This is a genomic window from Methylorubrum extorquens, from assembly GCF_024169925.1.
Classification (GTDB): domain Bacteria; phylum Pseudomonadota; class Alphaproteobacteria; order Rhizobiales; family Beijerinckiaceae; genus Methylobacterium; species Methylobacterium extorquens_A.
Genome location: NZ_JALJXF010000002.1, coordinates 129152 through 144543 on the forward strand (window position 1 = coordinate 129152; position 15392 = coordinate 144543).

Sequence of the window (15392 nt, forward strand, 5' to 3'; positions counted from 1 at the left end):
TAGATTGTAATTCCGGGCGCGGGGTGCCGGTTCGCAGTCGATCGGCGCAGTCAGCTCCGGTCGGCGACGTCGATACTGAGGTTGCCGCCTGCCACCCGCGAGACGCAGGTGCAGATCTGCGCGTTCGTGTCCTTCTGGGCGTCGCTGAGGAAGACGTCGCGGTGGTCGAGCCGGCCCGCGAGGTCGAGGACCTTCACGGCGCAGAGGCCGCACTCGCCGCGGCGGCAATCGGAGATCACCGCGATCCCGGCCGCCTCCAGGGCGTCCAGCAGGCTCTGGTTGTGCGGCACGAGAATCTCCCGGCTAAGGCGCGGGATGCGGACCCGGAACGGCTCCGCGGGATAGCGACCGCTGCTGCCGAAGGTCTCGAAGCGCAGGCCGTCGATGGGCCGGCCGCTCGCCGCCCAGGCGCGCTGGGCGGCCTCGCGCAGGCCGATCGGGCCGCAGATGTAGAGTTCGCCCCCTGAAGCGAGGCGGGCGGTCTCGGCTGCGAGGTCGATCCGCTCGCCCCGCTCGTCGAGGAAGATCCGGAGCCGCGCGCCGAGGCGCTCGCGCAGGCTGTCGGCGAAGGCGAGGTCCGCTGCGGCGCGCGCCGTGTAGAGAACGCGGACGGGCGCGCCCGCCTCGGCGAGCGCCACCGCCATGCCGTAGATCGGCGTGATGCCGATCCCGCCCGCGACCAGGAGGTAGTCCGGGCGTCCCCGGTTGAGCGGGAAGTGGTTTGCCGGCGCGGAGATCGTCAGCCGCGCGCCGGGCGCCAGGCCGTGGAGGTAGGCGGAGCCGCCGCGGCTGTCGGGCAGGCGTTTGACGGCGATCCGGTAGAGCCCGTCCGCCGCGAGTCCGACGAGAGAGTAGCGCCGCGTGTCGGGCCGTTCCCCGATCCGGACGCCGATCGCGATGTTGCTGCCCGGCGACGGGCGCTCGAAGCGCTCGGGTTCGATCGTGAATAGGCGGATGTCCGGCGTCAGATCGCGGATCTCCCTGAGCCGGGCGCCCTGCCATTCGGGTCTCGCGTGCATGTCCCACTCCCTCTCCTCCTCCGGCGGCGTCTGCGCGCCGCGGAAGGCCAGCCCTACTCGGCCGCGAGGCGCGGCGGGTCCCCGGCCGGGCCGCCCTGCTCGGCCGCCAGCATCGTGTCGATCAGGCGGCGGGCCCAGAGCGCGCCGGCATCGATGTTCAGGTTGTAGAAGGGCTGGCGCGGGTTGCGGTCGATCGCCCGCTGCTGCGCCTCCAGCACGGCGAAGTCCTGATCGTAGACGCCGTTGCCGTCGTTGACATGGGCGAGGTTGAGCGTCTTGGTGAGGGACTGGTCGTCGGTGCGGAAGTTGCGGACGAAGTTCCAGAAATAGTGGCAGCTCGTCTCGGTCTCGGGCGTGATCGCTGCCAGGAAGAAGCCGTTCACGCCTTGCGAGCGGTCGCCCGTCCGCGCGCCGGTCCCGGCCGGAGCCACGCCGACATCGCCCGCCACGATGCCGGGCGCCTCGAAATGGATGATCTGCCAGCGGTCCACGGGGCCGGGGCGGCCGAGCATCCGAGCCCAGAACGGCGGGGGCTCGATGCCTTCCATCCAGCGCTCCACCACGGCCTTGCGGCCGGCATGGGTGACTTCGAAGGGGTTGCGGGTGATGGCCTCGTCGCCGATCGAGCCGGCATGGACGTAGGTCTCGTGCGTGAGGTCCATAAGGTTGTCGACCACCAGCCGGTAATCGCATTTCAGGCCGTAATAGGTCCCGCCCTCGCCGACCCACGGCGCGTCGCTGTTCCAGTGGAAATCCGGCACCGTCGCGGGGTCGGCAAGCGCCGGGTCGCCCATCCAGACCCAGATCAGCCGGTACTTCTCGACGACAGGGAAGGCGCGGACGCAGGCCGAGGGGTTGATGGTCTCCTGCGCGGGCATGAAGGTGCAGCGCCCGGCCGGGTTGAAGACCAGACCGTGATAGCCGCACACCACCTCGTCTCCCCGGAGATGGCCGAGCGACAGCGGCAGAAGGCGGTGCCAGCAGGCGTCCTCCAGCGCGGCGACGCCGCCGTCGCCGCGGCGGTAGAGCACCACTGGGGTGTCGCAGATCCGGCGCGGGGTCAGCGCGCGCTTGATCTCGTAATCCCAGGCCGCGGCGTACCATGCGTTCATCGGGAACGGCTTCGGCGCAGTCATCAGGCCCTCCTTGCTGCCATCGCGTCGCCGGGCGGAGGGGCCGCGCGGCAGACCGCGGCCGGGCGGGACGCGGGGTCCCGCGGCGGTCGCGCCCCTGCCGTCGCGGCACGGGCCGCCCCGGACGCGATCCGGCCGCTCGCGCGTGCCGGCCGGCGGGGCGATCTCCTCCCGAAGTGTATCCGGTTCGTGTTCTGTGTTCCGGCTCCCGGGGCGTAGATCCCGGCCGAGAACAAGTTCACTCTAGCAATGGAGCCTACAGGTCCGGAATTCCGGATTCCTGCACGCCGCCAAGAAAGACTTGGACGAATTTGGGCGCCGAGACGCCCGCGCCATGGGGAGGCCAGGACCAGCGATGCAGCCGGACCACACGCGCGCGATTCCCGTCTTCCGCCTCTACGGCGAGGTGGCGGAGGCCGCCGCGCCGAATTTCGTGCACGCCGAGCGGATCGGGCCGAGCGCGCGCCTGCACGACTGGGAGATCGCCGCCCACCGCCACGACCACCTGACCCAGGCTCTCATGGTTACGGAGGGCGGCGGCCAGGTCCGAATCGACGCAGGCAACGACCGCTTCCGGGCGCCCTGGCTGCTCTGGATCCCCGCCGGCACGGTGCACGCCTTTTCGTTCCGGCCGGAGACAGAGGGGGTCGTTCTCTCCCTCTCCGACGACTTCCTGGGGTCCGTCATCACCCACGACCACGAGGCCGCGCGCCTCGACGCGACAGCCGCGGCGGTGTTCAGCGGCCCCCCAGGCGCGCCCGACGAGATCGACATGAACGTGGTCTCGCTGTTCGAGGGCCTGCGGCGCGAGGTCGGCGGCGCGCAGCCGGGCTCGTTCAGCGCTGTGGCGGCGCTGGTCAAGCTTCTGCTCGTCGGCGTCGTACGCACGCACGCCCTGCGTGCCTTCACCGAGCCCGCCGCGGCGGCGCGGGCCGGACTCTACCGACGCTTCCGCCGACTGCTTGAGGCCAATCTCCGGCAGAACTGGCCGGTCGCCCGCTTCGCGGCCGATCTCGGGGTCAGCCCTGACCGCCTTCACGCGGCCTGCACACAGGTCGTGGGTAAGCCGCCGCAGTCGGTGCTGCACGAGCGCCAGATGCTCGAGGCTCAGCGCGCCCTGATCTACACCGCGCTGCCGATCTCGAAGATCGCGTTCGATCTCGGCTTCAACGACCCGGCCTATTTCTCGCGCTTCTTCGCCCAGCGCGCGGGGATCAGTCCGGCCGCCTACCGCAAGCGGAATCGCCCGGCGGACCCCTCTGCCCGAGGCGCCCCGCCCCTGCGCGTCCGGTAACCGGCCCGGCGCGCGTCGGCGTCCGCTTGAACCCTGCTGCCCGCCTCGTTAAGCCACGCCGGTTCGGGAGGCTCCGCGTGGCGAAAGCGACAGAACTGGTTATTGCCCCGGCGGATCTCCAGCCGCGGCTCGGCGCGATCGAGGATCTTGTGGGCTACCATCTCCGGCGGGCCAGCACGGCCGTGCGGAACGACTTTGCCCGCGTCATCGAAGGCAGCGGCATGCGGCAGGTGCTGTTCGGCATCCTGTCGGTCGTCGAGGCCAATCCCGGCATCAACCAAGGGGCGATCGGCCGCGTGCTCGGCATCCACCGCGCCAACATGGTCGTGCTGGTGAACGAGCTGATCGAGAAGGGCTGGATCTCGCGCCGCGCCGACGAGGCCGATCGCCGCGCCTTCGTCCTCGACCTGACCCCCGAGGGACAGGCGGTCTTCGCGGAGGTGCGGCGGCAGCTGCACGCCCACGAAGCGACGCTGCTCGCCGAGCTCGATGCGGCGGAGTGCGCCCAGCTGATCGCGCTCCTGCGCCGCATCGGTAGCAAGGATGCCTGAGCCCTGCACCCGCGCTCACAAGCGGCGCCGGACCGCGACCCGCCCGGCGGCGCGCATCTGCGCCGGGCGGCGCAGGTTCCTGCCCCGGCCTCAGGGGCCGGCATCGGCGGCCTCGCCCAGCGTGTCCCGCACCCAGCGGAAGGCACCGTTGGCGGCCGGGACTCCGGCATAGATCGCCGTCTGCAGGAGCAGGGCCTGCAACTCGTCGAGGTCGAGTCCGTTGGCGAGCGCCGGACGGATATGGAGCTTGAACTCCTCCTCACGCCCCAGCGCCGCCATCAGGGCGAGGGTCACCAGGGAACGCGTCTTCCAGGGCAGGCGCGGATCGCCCCAGATCTCGCCCCAGGCCGTGCGGGTGATGAAGTCCTGCCAGGGTCCGGCAAAGCGCCCGGCCGCCGCCAGGGAGCGCTCGACATGGGCCGTGCCCAGCACGGCCTTGCGATTCTCCAGCCCCTCCGCGAAGGGCACGGCGCCGGTGGCGGCACGGTCGCCGCGCTGCCGGTCGAGGAAGCCGCCAAGATGGGCGGCCGTCGCCTCCGGGTGCTCGACGGCGAGGAGATGAGCGGCGCGCGGTAACAGGACCAGCTCCGCCTGCGGGATGCCCGCACAGATCGCCTCGGCCATCGCGGGCGGCGTCGCCGGGTCGTCGCGCCCGGCGATGACGAGGGTCGGCGCCCCGATGCGGCCGAGCACCGGCCGGAGGTCCATCCGGCCGATCGCCCCGCAGCACACGGCGTAGCCGACCGGATCGCAGGCCACGAAGGCCTCGCGGATCGCCGCGATGGCGGCGGGCGCGTGCGCCGAGAAGCCGGGGGTGAACCAGCGCCCGAGTGTCGCCTCGACGATCGCCGCAGTGCCCTGCGCCCGCACGGTGGCGGCCCGCTCGCCCCAGCTCTCGGGGCTCGGCAGGTGGGCCGAGGTCGCCATCAGGGTGAGGCTCAGGACCCGCTCGGGCGCGGCGGCCGCCGCTGCCTGGACGGTCATGCCACCGAGCGACAGGCCGGCGAGATGCGCCCGTGCGATGCCCAGGGCGTCGAGCAGACCGAGCAGGTCGGCGGCGAGATCTTCGATCCGGGTTTCGGCGTCGCGGGTCGCGGAGCCGCCGTGCCCGCGGGTGTCGTAGCGCAGGATCCGGTAGCGCCCGTGCAGCCGTCTGGCCACGCCGTCCCACATCGCCAGCGTCGTGCCAAGCGAGTTCGAAAGGACGAGGACCGGCGCGCCGCTCGGGCCAGAGAACTCGTAGGTCAGGTCGATATCGTTGATGCGGATCAGGGGCATGCGGGGTCGAGGCTCCGTCTCGGCAGGATCATTGCGATGCAGTCGAATCCGCGCGCGCCGCGATCTGTGCGAGCGCACGGTCGGTGGCCGCCGCTGCGGCGGCGACGGGGTGCGTGAGGTCGAAGGCGGCGCCGAGATCGATGCCCTGCGCCTCCGGCATCGCCGCGAGCACGGTGTGCAGGTCGCGGCCGGAAGCGTGCACCTCGGCGCAGGCGCGCTCCACCAGGGCGTGCGCCGCCGCGCCGCCGCAGCGGCGCGCGCAGGCCGCGGCCGCGGCATCGGCGAAGAGCAGGCCCCGCGTGAGATCGAGGTTGCGGCGCATCCGTCCGGGATCGACGACGAGCCCCTCTGCCACCGCCCGCGCCTCGCGCAACGCCCCGGAGGCGAGACCGAAGAGCTGGGGCAGGGCATGCCACTCGGCATGCCAAGCGCCGGCCGGCCGCTCGTGAGCAGCGGCCATCGTGTCGAGGAGCGTGCCCGCATGGCCCTTGGCGGCCCCGAAGGCGGCCAGGATGACGGTGGCGGAGACGGGGTTGCGCTTGTGCGGCATCGCCGAGGAGCCGCCCCGGCCGGGCACGAAGGGCTCGGACACTTCCGCCACCTCCGTCGAGGCGAGATGGGCGATGTCGCCCGCACATTTCGCCAGCGCCCCGAGAAGGCGGGCGAGCCAGCCTCCGGCCTCGGCGATGCGGGCGCGGCGGGTGTGCCAGGCGACCGTCTCGGGGCCGAGGCCGAGATGCCGGGCATAGGCGGTGGCCACGGCCTCGGCCTGCCCGCCGAGAGCGCCGAGCGTGCCGACGGGACCGCCGAGCGAGGCGGTGAGCACGCGCGCCCGGAGGCCCGGCAGTTGGTCGGTGACCTCCGCAAGGCCGAGCGCCCAGGTCGCCGCCTTGTAGCCGAAGCAGATCGGCGCGGCGTGCTGGCCGTAGGTGCGGCCGACGCAGGGGGTGGCGCGGTACTCCGTGGCGAGGCGCACGAGCCCGGCGACAACGGCCTCGCTCTCGGCCGCGATCAGGTCGAACCCCGACCGCATCTGCAGGACGAGGGCGGTGTCGGCGATGTCCTGGGTGGTGGCGCCCTTGTGGAAGGCCGGCTCCAGCTCGGGCGGCAGGCGCCTGCGCACGGCCGCGACGAACGGGATCACCGGCACCCCCGCCAGCGCGGTGCCGGCCGCCAGCGCGTCGATATCGAGCGTCTCCGGCGCGATCGCCGCGATGGCGTCGGCGAGGGCCGCCGGCGCGAGGCCGACCTCTGCCTCGGCCCGGGCGAGCGCCGCCTCGGCCCGCAGCATCCCGGCGAGGCGCGCCGCGTCCGAGAAGGCCTCGCGCATCGCCGCGCTCGCGAAGAGCGGCCCAAGCAGGCCCGAATCGAGGGCAGAGAAGCTCATCCTCAGGCCGCGAGCCGGAGGGCGGCGCGGGCCTCGGCGGGCGTCGCCGGACGCCGGCCGTGCCGCTGCACGGCCTCGACCGCGAGCCCGACGAGCTCGGCGTTGCTCGCCGCCAGCCGGTCCTTCGTGACCCGGATGTTGTCCTCGAGTCCGGTGCGCACCGCGTCCGCCCCGCGCGCCAGCGCCCAGTCCATCACCACCGCTTGGCTGCGGCCGATCCCGGCCGCCGTCCAGGTCGCCCCGGGGATGACCCGGCGGGTCTCGCAGAGCAGCAGGTCGAGCAGGTGCTCCTCGGCCGGCATCGCGTTCTGCACACCCATCACGAACTGCACGTGGGGGTGCGGGTCCATCAGCCCGGCCGCGATCAGGCGCCCGGCCCCATGGATGTGCGAGAGGTCAAAGATCTCGATCTCGGGCCGCACGCCGTGGCCCTTCATCTGCGTCGCCAGATCGGTCACCAGGGTGGTGTGGTTCTCGTAGACGATGCTCGGGAAGTTGACCGAACCGGTCGAGAGCGAGGCCATGTCGGGCCGGTGCCGGAGCGACAGCCCGCGGCTCGCCGGGTCGCGCCCGCGCCCGCCGGTGGAGAACTGCACGATCATCCCGGGGCAGTGGCGGCGCAGCCCCTCCTGCACGGCGGCGAACCGGTCCGGATCGGACGAGGGAGTCTCGTCGTCGTTGCGGACGTGGATATGGGCCAGCGTCGCGCCGGCCTCGAAGGCCTGATGGGTCGATTCGATCTGCTCCGCGACCGCAATCGGCACGGCCGGGTTGTCGGCCTTGCGCGGCACCGAGCCGGTGATCGCCACCGCGACGACGACGGAATTGCTGCTCATCTCTCTTGCCTCACGACCTTGCCTCACGAACTTGCCTCAGGCTTTCGCCTCACCACTCCCGCCCCATGACGCGTCTCCCGCCTCACAGCGCGAAGAACACGGTCTCGTCCGCCCCGCACAGCACGATGTCGAACCGATAGGTCGGCGGTGCCTCGGCGACGCGCGGGGCGATGAGCGTGCGGCGGCGCGCCTCCGGCACCAGGGCGAGGATCGGGTCCGCGTCGTTGTCGGTCCCGTCGGCGAAGTACATCCGTGTGGCGAGCCGCTTCAGCAGGCCGCGGCCGAAGACCCCGATGGCGAGATGGGGCGCCTGCCAGCGGTTGCTCTCGACCGCGACCGGCACACGGCCCGGCCGCAGGGTGAGGAAGCGGAAGCCGCCCGCGGCATCGACCGCCGCTCGCCCGAAGCCGATGAAGCCCGGATCGAGGGGGATCTCCGCCCGGGTGTCGGCGGCGCCGTGGTAGCGGCCGGCGGCGTTGGCACCCCAGATCTCGATCATCGCGTCGGTGACCGGCTCGCCCGCCCCGTCCCGCACCGTACCGACGACGGAGACGATCTCGCCCGTCACCGGCCCGCGCGGGGGGGCTAGGTGGAGGACGTCATGCTCCTCCGGAAACAGGTCGAGGCGCGCGCCGATGTCGGAAGCGCCGACGAGGTCGGCGCCCCCCTTCCAGGGCAGGCCGTAATGGAAGAACGGACCAACCGTCTGCGAGGGCGTCTGGCCGAACAAGGCTGGGTCCTGGTTGTCGGCGCGGGGAGCGGCGTTGCGGGGCAGGCCTTCGAGGGCGTCGGTCATCTCAAGGCTCCCACGGCGTGGCGTCGCGCCCGCGCAGCACGATGTCGAAGATGTAGCCGAGGGCGTAATCCGGCTGCGTCGTGTCGATGTCGAAGCGCGCGACGAGGCGGTTGCGGTAGGGCATCGGCACGGCATTGGCGATCGGGTCGATCTCGATGAGCGGGTCGTCGGGGAAGTAGAGCTGCGTCACCAGCCGGGTGGCGAAGGCCGGCCCAAGCAGGGACAGGTGGATATGGGCCGGGCGCCAGGCGTTGCGGTGGTTGCCCCATGGATAGGCTCCGGGCCGGATCGTGGTGAAGCGGTAGCGCCCCTGCGCATCGGTGACGACCCGGCCGGTGCCGGTGAAGTTCGGATCGAGCGGCGCATCCCACTGATCGCGTCGGTGGATGTAGCGGCCGGCGGCGTTGGCCTGCCAGACCTCGACCACCGTGTCAGGCACGGGCCGCGCCGCCTCGTCGAGAACGCGGCCGGTGACCACGATGCGCTGACCGATCGCCACGCCCGGCCCCCGGTCGTGGCGGGTCAGGTCGGCGATGGCCGGGCCCATCAGGGCCTCCCAGGTCCCGGCCGGCCCGGTGGTCTCGGTAAGCGTGTGGGGGATTCGCACCAGCGGCTCGCGCGGGCTGCGCAGAACGGTCGAGCGGTAGGCGGGGAACAGCGAGGGCGGCTGGCCCGCATCCCGCGGGTGGTCGAACGTGGCGTCGGACATCGAAATCCTCGGGTCGCGTGAGGGCTGGGCGGCGCGGGCGGCCGGTGGGGCGACCCGCGCCGCCGGTCAGTGGCCGAGGGCGGCGGCGCGGGCCGGGGCCGCGCCGCGGCGGGCGTTGCGTTTGGTGGCGACGGCGGCGGCCGCGAGCAGGGCCGGAACCGCGACTAACGCGAAGGTCACCGGCAGGCTCGTCCCGGCAAGTTCCGCCACCAGGAAGGAGCCGGCGATGCCGCCGAACCGGTCGATCCCCATCAAATAGGCGGCCCACAGCATGACCAATCCGATCCGGTAGGCCGGCGAGAGGACGAGGCGGAGGCCGGCCGGCCGGCCGGGCCCCGCGGCCGCCGCGCCGAGGTCGTAGCCGGCGGCCGGTCCAGTCCCGTGGGCGATCAGGCGGAGCACCGCGTGGATGCGGGCCGGCGCCGCGCCGCGGGCCACGAGGTAGCGCACAGATTCCGGCAACAGCAGCGCCAGCAGCGCAGCCAGGGCCAGCGGCGCGGCGCCGCCGAGCAGGAGCACGCTGCGCCACCCCAGCGTCGGGATCATCCAGGCGGCGAGGAAGCCGCCGAGCGCCGCGCCGAGGGGGAAGCCCGAGAACATCATGTTGGTGAGCAGCGCCCGGCGCCGGACCGGGCCGTACTCGCTCGTCAGCGTCACGGCGTTCGGTATCGCCGCCCCGAGGCCGAGCCCGGTGAGGAAGCGCAGGGCCGCGAGTTGCGGGAGATCAGCCTCGAAGGCGGAAGCAAGGCAGGCCAAGCCGAGTTCGACCACCGCTGCGACCAGCACCGCCTTGCGCCCGTAGCGGTCAGCCAGCGGCCCCGCTGCCAGCGCACCCATCGCGAGGCCGAACAGGGCGGCGCTCAGCACCGGGGCGAGCGCGGCGCGGCCCACGCCCCACTCGGTCATCAGCGAGGGCGCGATGTAGCCGATGGCCGCGGTGTCGAACCCGTCGAGGAGCACCACGAGGAAGCAGAGGAGAAAGGTCAGGACCTGCGCCGCGCCGATCGGGCGGGCGTCGATCAGGGCGGGGACATCGAGGATCCCGGCGGCGCTCTCGTGGCTCATGCGCACATCCCGCGCAGGTTCGCGCTCGGGGCCGAGAAAAAGTCCGCAACAGAGGTCGAGACCGGGGGGGGATCGAGGGGCAGGCCGACATAGTTCTCGGCCAGCACCGTCTGGGCGGCGCGCGAGGTGCCGAGATAGGCGAGCTCCGCCAGCTGCATACGCCGGTCGAAGCCGGTCTCCTCGGGGAAGCGGTGCATCAGGCGGGTGAACCACCACGAGAACCGCTCCGCCTTCCACACCCGCGCCAGCGCCCGCGCCGAGTAGCCGTCGAGACCCGAACCCGTGCCGCGGGCGTAGAAGGCCTCCAGCGCCTCGGCCAGCATCACCACGTCCGAGACGGCGAGGTTGAGGCCCTTGGCGCCGGTGGGCGGCACGATGTGGGCGGCATCCCCGGCCAGGAACAGCCGGCCCCAGCGCATCGGCTCGCCGACGAAACTGCGCAGGGGCGCAATGCTTTTCTCGAAGGCGGGGCCGCGCACGATCCCGCCCGCGATGCCGGGGCCGAGGCGCAAGCAGAGCTCGTCCCAGAAACGTGTGTCCGGCCAGTCCTCCGGACGCTCGTCGATGCCGCACTGGATGTAGTAGCGGCTGCGTGTCGCCGAGCGCATGCTGGCGAGCGCGAAGCCGTTGGCGTGACTCGCGTAGACGAGCTCGTGCGCGGCGGGAGGCACGTCCGTGAGGATGCCGAGCCAGCCGAAGGGGTAGATCCGCTCGAAGGTTCTCAGCACGTCCGCCGGGATCGACCGGCGGGAGATGCCGTGGAAGCCGTCGCAGCCCGCAACGTAGTCGCAGACGAGGTGCTGCGGGCCCGCGGGCGTGCGGTAGGTCAGGCTCGGGGCGGCGCCGTCGAGATCGTGCAGGCGCAGGTCCTGGGCCTCGTACACCACCGCGAGGCCCCGCGCCTCGCCCGCATCGAAGAGGTCGCGCATCACCTCCTGCTGGCCGTAGACCGTGACTGCGGCGCCGGTCAGCGCGGCCATGTCGATGCGGAAGCTCTCGCCGTCCACCGCGAGGTTGGCGCCCGTGTGGACGAGGCCCTCGCTGCGCAGGCGCCCGTCGAGGCCGAGCCGCGCGAGCACGTCCACGGTGCCCTGCTCCAGCACGCCGGCACGCACGCGGCCCTCGACGTAGTCGCGCGTGCGGCGCTCCACCACGACGCTGGCGATGCCGGCCGCGTGCAGCAGATGCGCCAAGACCATCCCGGCCGGCCCGGCACCGACGATCGCGACCTGCGTGCGCATGGCCGGCCCTCCCTGATCCGTGACGGTCGATCCGCACCGGCTTGTGCAGGATCTTGCCGATGCCGGCGCCGCGCGGGTATGGAGGCGGCGGCGTTTTTCTTGTACTTTTGTGCCGTTTATCGAAAGGCCGCGTGCCCCATGCCGAAACCTGTCGTGCCCCGGTATTTCCTTTACGGCGAGCCACCGCAGACTGCGGATGACGGGTTTCTGCACCTCGAAGACCTGGACGATCGCAGCCGCCCGGCGGCCTGGCGGATTCGTCCGCACGCCCATGCCGACCTGCACCAAGTGTTCTGCATCCGGTACGGCCGCGGCACCGTCACGGCCGAGGGCGAGGAGACCGCTTTCGCGGCACCCTGTGCGCTGGTCGTCCCGGCGGGCGTGGTGCACGGCTTCGTCTACGAGGCGGGCAGCACCGGCCGCGTCCTCACCGTCTCGGACGCGGTCCTGCGCGGGCTCGGGCGGGACGAGCGCGCCTTTGCGGCCCTGTTCGAGGGGGTGCGCTGCCTCGCTCTGGACGGAACCGCGCACCTCGATGCGGCGCTCGACGGGCTGGACCGCGAGCGGGCCAGCGCGGCCCCGGCCCAGCGGGCCGCCCTGAAAGCGCATCTCACGCTGCTCCTCGTCGAACTGGCGCGCCTTGCCGACGCGCGGGCGGCCGATGGTCCCACTCGCCTGGCCGCCCATGCAAGGATCGTCGCCCGCTTCCGAGCGGCGATCGAGGAGCATTACCGCGCCGGCCTCAGCCTGGAGCAGTACTGCAACCGGATCGGCACCACGGTCGGGCGTCTGCGCGTCGCCTGCCGGGCTGTGGCCGGCGCGACGCCGGGCCAGCTCATCGCCGACCGGGTCATCCTGGAGGCCAAGCGCTCCCTGCGCTACTCCGACCTGCCGGTGGCGGAGATCGCCTACGACCTCGGCTTCCACGACCCTGCGTATTTCTCGCGCTACTTCTCGCGCGTCACAGGATCGAGCCCCTCCGCATTCCGTCGTGCCGACTGAGGTAGCGGCGGCTGGGTCAGGTGATTCTCCGCGCGTCCTGTACAGACCCAGTGAAGACTGATTCGATATGGCTGCCCGACCGACGTCCCCCTTGACCCTGACCCATCAAACTGGTCCGCGCTGAGCGCAAGTTTTTCGGGCATCCTGAACCCTGAAGGAGGGTGGATGCCATGCCTCGCAAACGCTTCACGATTGAACAGATCGCCTTCGCCCTGCGACAGGCGGAGAACGGCGCGACGGTGGACGAGGTCTGCCGGAAGATGGGCGTATCCGAGCCGACCTTTTATCGCTGGAAGAAGCAGTTCGTCGGCATGGGCGTGCCGGAGATCCGACGGCTCAAGCAACTGGAGGACGAGAACGGCAAGCTCAACTGGCCCCACTTTGTGGGAGGAATTTCGTATGCTATCATGATAGCAAGAGGAGATGCCATGGCCCAAATTCTTGTCCGCGACATCGATAACGGTGTGAAGGAACGCTTGCAGCAGCGCGCTGCCCGGAACGGTCGCAGCATGGAGGCCGAGTTGCGCGACATCCTGCGCTCCGCCGCCGCCGAGGATGAACTAACCACGGGGTTGGGGACGCAGATCGCGTCCCTCTTCGAAGAAATCGGCCTGAAGCCCGACGAGGAACTGACCCAGTTCCGCGGGCACAGCCTCGCTGATCCCTTCGCATGATCATCCTCGACACGAACGTCGTATCCGGTCTGATGCGCGCGTCGTCGGATCCGATTCTCGTCAGTTGGCTCGACAGCCAACCCAGAAACTCCGTCTGGATCACCACGATTACCGTCCTCGAGATCCAGTTCGGCCTCGACCTCATGCCGGATGGCCGGCGCGCCGCAGGCCTGCGCACTGCGTTCGATCGCCTCGTCGCAGAAATGCTCCAAAGGAGGATCGCCCCGTTCGATGCCGCTGCGGCCGGCGAGACGGCAACCCTCATGGCGGCTCGACAGAGACGGGGCCAACCGCAAGAGCTGCGCGACAGCATGATCGCTGGTACCGCCATCGCGCGGCGGGCCACCCTCGCAACCCGCAACGTCCGGCACTTCCCCGACCTGGTCGTACCTCCCGTCAATCCCTGGGACGAGTGAGGCGGTCCCGCCTAAAATCCCACGCTTTAAAACGTACCACATCCGCCAGGACGTGACGCGGCTGCCGGCCGGCAGCGACGCCCGCTGGCGGGCCGATTACCGCCAGGCGCAGTACGAGCGAGCCTTGATCGGTATCCAAACCGACCTGCTCGGCGGGCCGGTCGTCGAGGTGTTCCGCGCCTCGCCCAAACAGCCGGCACCGCCGGCCTGGACCCCCAACTACGAGGTGAAGTTCTTCCACGATCTGTCCCCCGAGCAACAGGGGCGGCGGCTCGCTACCGACCCCCAGACGCCCTTCGCCCGCACCATCTGAAGGCCTTCCCGCCTCGCCGTGGAGGCGTAGCTGAACAAGGGAGTCCTGAGGTCGGTCGGTTCCGAGGATACGTCGGCGTTGCTTGGTCCGACGAGGCGAGTGATCGGGGGGATATAACCCGCCTCGTCGGTTCTCCTCGGCGCGAACGCGGAGGCCGAGCGGCACCGTAGACAGCAGTCCCTCTCAGTCAACGAGGGTTCACAACCTTTGTTCGTTTTTACAGCGTATGCCGCCTCAAGCTGTTGTGGCTCGGCGGTTGATGTTGATGGATGAAACGTCCAGCGTGAGCCCGGCCGGCGTGATCCGGAGGTGCGTCGGAGGATCTCCATCGAGCAGGCCACGCTTGACGAGGCCGCGGCAGATCCCGAGGGCCACAAGGTAGTCGAGCGGGCAGATGCCCCAGGGCGCGTGAAAATCGAACGTCTCCTTCGGATGCTGCTGGCCGTAGGCCACCATCCGCAGGGCCGACAGGGAGAGCGGCTTCGGCTCCTTGCTCCGCGGCCGCGTCGGCGGCTCGCCCCGCAGGAGGCGAGCGACCTTCCGGCCGTCGGTCGTCAGGCGCACTGTGAGGGATCTGATGGGCCAGCGGCTGCGCGTGTCAATCAGGCCGGTATGGGCGTAGCTCGTGCTCAGAAGACCGCGCTCGGCCAACGCCGCCCAGGTGGCGCCGGTGCCCTAGCTGACCATGCCGGACTCGGCCAGCTTGGCCCGCAGCAGCCGAGATCCCGGCCCGTCGAGTCATCTGTGGCCAACGGGGCCATACTCGATCCAGCGCCACTGCCGAGCCGGCGGCCCGCCAGGTCGCTGGTGGGAGGCCTCGCGGGCCTGATCCTCATCGTAAGCCGCGAGCAGATTGGCCTGCTGCCGCTCGTTCAGCCCAGTCGCGATCGCTGCGAGGGCCGCGGCGCCCGCCATCGCCTCAACGTACCAGCTCGACCACGAGGCCGGGGATCTTCAGCTTCGCCCAGGCCCGATCGGTGGTGAGGACCGGCACGCCGAGCTTTATCGCGAGCGCCATGCAGCTCCGGTCACCGAGCCCACTGCCGTGCTGTCGCGTCGCCTCCGTGATCTGCGCGGCGGCGAAGGCGGCCTCGCGATCATGCGAGTACAGATCGAGGCGCAACTCCTGCACCACCTCCTCAATCACCGGGAGCGCCAACCCGCGCAGGATCAGGGCCTTGACGAGTTCCTGAAGATTGACGGCTGACATGGCGGCCTGACCGACACGCGCGGCGACCACGGCCGCTCCCGGCTCGCTGCGCAGGAGCGCGATCACGGCAGAGGTATCGAAGACGACGGCGCTCACGCTTTGGCACCCACGGTGTCGCTGTCATCCGCGCGCCGCTCTTCCAGGAACGAGGCGGCGTCGGCATCGTCTTTGACATGCTCGCGGTACAAAGCCTGGAGCTTGGTAACGACGTTCGCGATCGGAGACAGACGAACCTCGGTGCCATCGACCGTCACAATGATCCGCGTCTCGCCGGATACGCCCATCGCCTCGCGGACCGCCTGAGGTAGAACCATGCGGCCGTTAGCGGCCAATTTTACATCAGTGACAAACGACATTAGAGGGCCACCGCTTTATTGGGTTCAAACAATCATATCGTTTCGATCACGCACTGTCATCTATGCTCGAATGACAGTGCGACGGATATGCGCCATGGCGACTAAGTGTCAC

At 71.0% G+C, this 15392-nt stretch carries 18 protein-coding genes and 1 pseudogene; 7 read left to right on the forward strand and 12 right to left on the reverse strand.

The window, feature by feature from the left end; translation table 11 throughout:
• Positions 1-50: 50 nt before the first annotated feature.
• The gene (locus J2W78_RS24005) at positions 51-1019 is read right to left on the reverse strand and encodes a PDR/VanB family oxidoreductase (RefSeq protein ID WP_253374217.1); all 969 of its coding nucleotides are present in this window, start codon (positions 1017-1019) and stop codon (positions 51-53) included.
• 53 nt (positions 1020-1072) lie between these two features.
• On the reverse strand, positions 1073-2155 hold the full coding sequence (locus J2W78_RS24010; protein WP_253374218.1) for an aromatic ring-hydroxylating dioxygenase subunit alpha: 1083 nt from the start codon (positions 2153-2155) through the stop codon (positions 1073-1075).
• Positions 2156-2507: 352 nt separating this feature from the next.
• Between J2W78_RS24010 and J2W78_RS24015 the strand changes: the two genes are divergently transcribed.
• Positions 2508-3446, forward strand: coding sequence for a helix-turn-helix domain-containing protein (locus J2W78_RS24015; RefSeq protein WP_253374219.1), 939 nt, complete (start codon positions 2508-2510; stop codon positions 3444-3446).
• A gap of 77 nt (positions 3447-3523) precedes the next feature.
• The gene (locus J2W78_RS24020) at positions 3524-3997 is read left to right on the forward strand and encodes a MarR family winged helix-turn-helix transcriptional regulator (protein ID WP_201026749.1); all 474 of its coding nucleotides are present in this window, start codon (positions 3524-3526) and stop codon (positions 3995-3997) included.
• A gap of 90 nt (positions 3998-4087) precedes the next feature.
• Here J2W78_RS24020 and pcaDC read toward each other — a convergent pair whose 3' ends face one another.
• From pcaDC to pobA, 7 genes are all read right to left on the reverse strand, one after another.
• Positions 4088-5275, reverse strand: a complete 1188-nt coding sequence (gene pcaDC, locus J2W78_RS24025; protein ID WP_253374220.1) for a bifunctional 3-oxoadipate enol-lactonase/4-carboxymuconolactone decarboxylase PcaDC — start codon at positions 5273-5275, stop codon at positions 4088-4090.
• A 28-nt stretch (positions 5276-5303) separates the two neighbouring features.
• A complete protein-coding gene (locus tag J2W78_RS24030) occupies positions 5304-6662 on the reverse strand; it encodes a lyase family protein (RefSeq protein WP_253374221.1) in 1359 nt (452 codons plus the stop codon).
• A gap of 2 nt (positions 6663-6664) precedes the next feature.
• On the reverse strand, positions 6665-7498 hold the full coding sequence (locus J2W78_RS24035; RefSeq protein WP_253374222.1) for a 3-keto-5-aminohexanoate cleavage protein: 834 nt from the start codon (positions 7496-7498) through the stop codon (positions 6665-6667).
• An 82-nt stretch (positions 7499-7580) separates the two neighbouring features.
• Positions 7581-8294 (reverse strand): protocatechuate 3,4-dioxygenase subunit alpha, encoded by a 714-nt coding sequence (gene pcaG, locus J2W78_RS24040; RefSeq protein ID WP_253374223.1) that lies wholly within the window; start codon positions 8292-8294, stop codon positions 7581-7583.
• Between the two features lies 1 nt (position 8295).
• Positions 8296-9003 (reverse strand): protocatechuate 3,4-dioxygenase subunit beta, encoded by a 708-nt coding sequence (gene pcaH / locus J2W78_RS24045; protein WP_253374224.1) that lies wholly within the window; start codon positions 9001-9003, stop codon positions 8296-8298.
• Between the two features lie 66 nt (positions 9004-9069).
• Positions 9070-10068, reverse strand: coding sequence for an MFS transporter (locus J2W78_RS24050; RefSeq protein ID WP_253374225.1), 999 nt, complete (start codon positions 10066-10068; stop codon positions 9070-9072).
• Positions 10065-11309, reverse strand: coding sequence for a 4-hydroxybenzoate 3-monooxygenase (gene pobA / locus J2W78_RS24055; protein WP_253374226.1), 1245 nt, complete (start codon positions 11307-11309; stop codon positions 10065-10067). Before pobA ends, J2W78_RS24050 begins: the two co-directional genes overlap by 4 nt.
• Before the next feature lie 153 nt (positions 11310-11462).
• On the opposite strand from pobA, the gene J2W78_RS24060 reads away from it, so the two are divergent.
• The 5 genes and pseudogenes from J2W78_RS24060 (at position 11463) to J2W78_RS24075 (ending at position 13714) form a co-directional block, all read left to right on the forward strand.
• Positions 11463-12311: a helix-turn-helix domain-containing protein gene (locus J2W78_RS24060; protein ID WP_253374227.1), complete on the forward strand. Its 849-nt coding sequence runs from the start codon at positions 11463-11465 to the stop codon at positions 12309-12311.
• A gap of 170 nt (positions 12312-12481) precedes the next feature.
• Positions 12482-12679 (forward strand): annotated as a pseudogene (locus tag J2W78_RS24065) (transposase); the annotation flags it as partial.
• Between the two features lie 60 nt (positions 12680-12739).
• Positions 12740-12985, forward strand: coding sequence for a FitA-like ribbon-helix-helix domain-containing protein (locus J2W78_RS24905; RefSeq protein ID WP_437179884.1), 246 nt, complete (start codon positions 12740-12742; stop codon positions 12983-12985).
• The gene (locus tag J2W78_RS24070; protein WP_253374228.1) at positions 12982-13401 is read left to right on the forward strand and encodes a type II toxin-antitoxin system VapC family toxin; all 420 of its coding nucleotides are present in this window, start codon (positions 12982-12984) and stop codon (positions 13399-13401) included. The genes J2W78_RS24905 and J2W78_RS24070 overlap by 4 nt, the downstream gene beginning before the upstream one ends.
• A gap of 52 nt (positions 13402-13453) precedes the next feature.
• Positions 13454-13714: a hypothetical protein gene (locus J2W78_RS24075; protein ID WP_253374229.1), complete on the forward strand. Its 261-nt coding sequence runs from the start codon at positions 13454-13456 to the stop codon at positions 13712-13714.
• Between the two features lie 234 nt (positions 13715-13948).
• Here J2W78_RS24075 and J2W78_RS24080 read toward each other — a convergent pair whose 3' ends face one another.
• The 3 genes from J2W78_RS24080 to J2W78_RS24090 form a co-directional block, all read right to left on the reverse strand.
• Positions 13949-14365 carry a hypothetical protein gene (locus J2W78_RS24080; RefSeq protein WP_253374230.1) on the reverse strand — a complete coding sequence of 139 codons (417 nt, stop codon included), beginning with the start codon at positions 14363-14365 and terminating at the stop codon, positions 13949-13951.
• A 268-nt stretch (positions 14366-14633) separates the two neighbouring features.
• Entirely contained in the window at positions 14634-15020 is a 387-nt protein-coding gene (locus J2W78_RS24085) for a PIN domain-containing protein (protein ID WP_253374231.1), read from the reverse strand.
• On the reverse strand, positions 15017-15280 hold the full coding sequence (locus tag J2W78_RS24090) for an AbrB/MazE/SpoVT family DNA-binding domain-containing protein (RefSeq protein WP_253374232.1): 264 nt from the start codon (positions 15278-15280) through the stop codon (positions 15017-15019). Before J2W78_RS24090 ends, J2W78_RS24085 begins: the two co-directional genes overlap by 4 nt.
• Between the last annotated feature and the right edge of the window lie 112 nt (positions 15281-15392).

Coding starts and splice junctions, on each gene's coding strand:
- J2W78_RS24005 (WP_253374217.1), bottom strand. CDS start 1,019: ATGCACGCGAGACCCGAATGGCAGGGCGCCCGGCTCAGGGAGATCCGC.
- J2W78_RS24010 (WP_253374218.1), bottom strand. CDS start 2,155: ATGACTGCGCCGAAGCCGTTCCCGATGAACGCATGGTACGCCGCGGCC.
- J2W78_RS24015 (WP_253374219.1), top strand. CDS start 2,508: ATGCAGCCGGACCACACGCGCGCGATTCCCGTCTTCCGCCTCTACGGC.
- pcaDC (WP_253374220.1), bottom strand. CDS start 5,275: ATGCCCCTGATCCGCATCAACGATATCGACCTGACCTACGAGTTCTCT.
- J2W78_RS24030 (WP_253374221.1), bottom strand. CDS start 6,662: ATGAGCTTCTCTGCCCTCGATTCGGGCCTGCTTGGGCCGCTCTTCGCG.
- J2W78_RS24035 (WP_253374222.1), bottom strand. CDS start 7,498: ATGAGCAGCAATTCCGTCGTCGTCGCGGTGGCGATCACCGGCTCGGTG.
- pcaG (WP_253374223.1), bottom strand. CDS start 8,294: ATGACCGACGCCCTCGAAGGCCTGCCCCGCAACGCCGCTCCCCGCGCC.
- pcaH (WP_253374224.1), bottom strand. CDS start 9,003: ATGTCCGACGCCACGTTCGACCACCCGCGGGATGCGGGCCAGCCGCCC.
- J2W78_RS24050 (WP_253374225.1), bottom strand. CDS start 10,068: ATGAGCCACGAGAGCGCCGCCGGGATCCTCGATGTCCCCGCCCTGATC.
- pobA (WP_253374226.1), bottom strand. CDS start 11,309: ATGCGCACGCAGGTCGCGATCGTCGGTGCCGGGCCGGCCGGGATGGTC.
- J2W78_RS24905 (WP_437179884.1), top strand. CDS start 12,740: ATGGCCCAAATTCTTGTCCGCGACATCGATAACGGTGTGAAGGAACGC.
- J2W78_RS24070 (WP_253374228.1), top strand. CDS start 12,982: ATGATCATCCTCGACACGAACGTCGTATCCGGTCTGATGCGCGCGTCG.
- J2W78_RS24090 (WP_253374232.1), bottom strand. CDS start 15,280: ATGTCGTTTGTCACTGATGTAAAATTGGCCGCTAACGGCCGCATGGTT.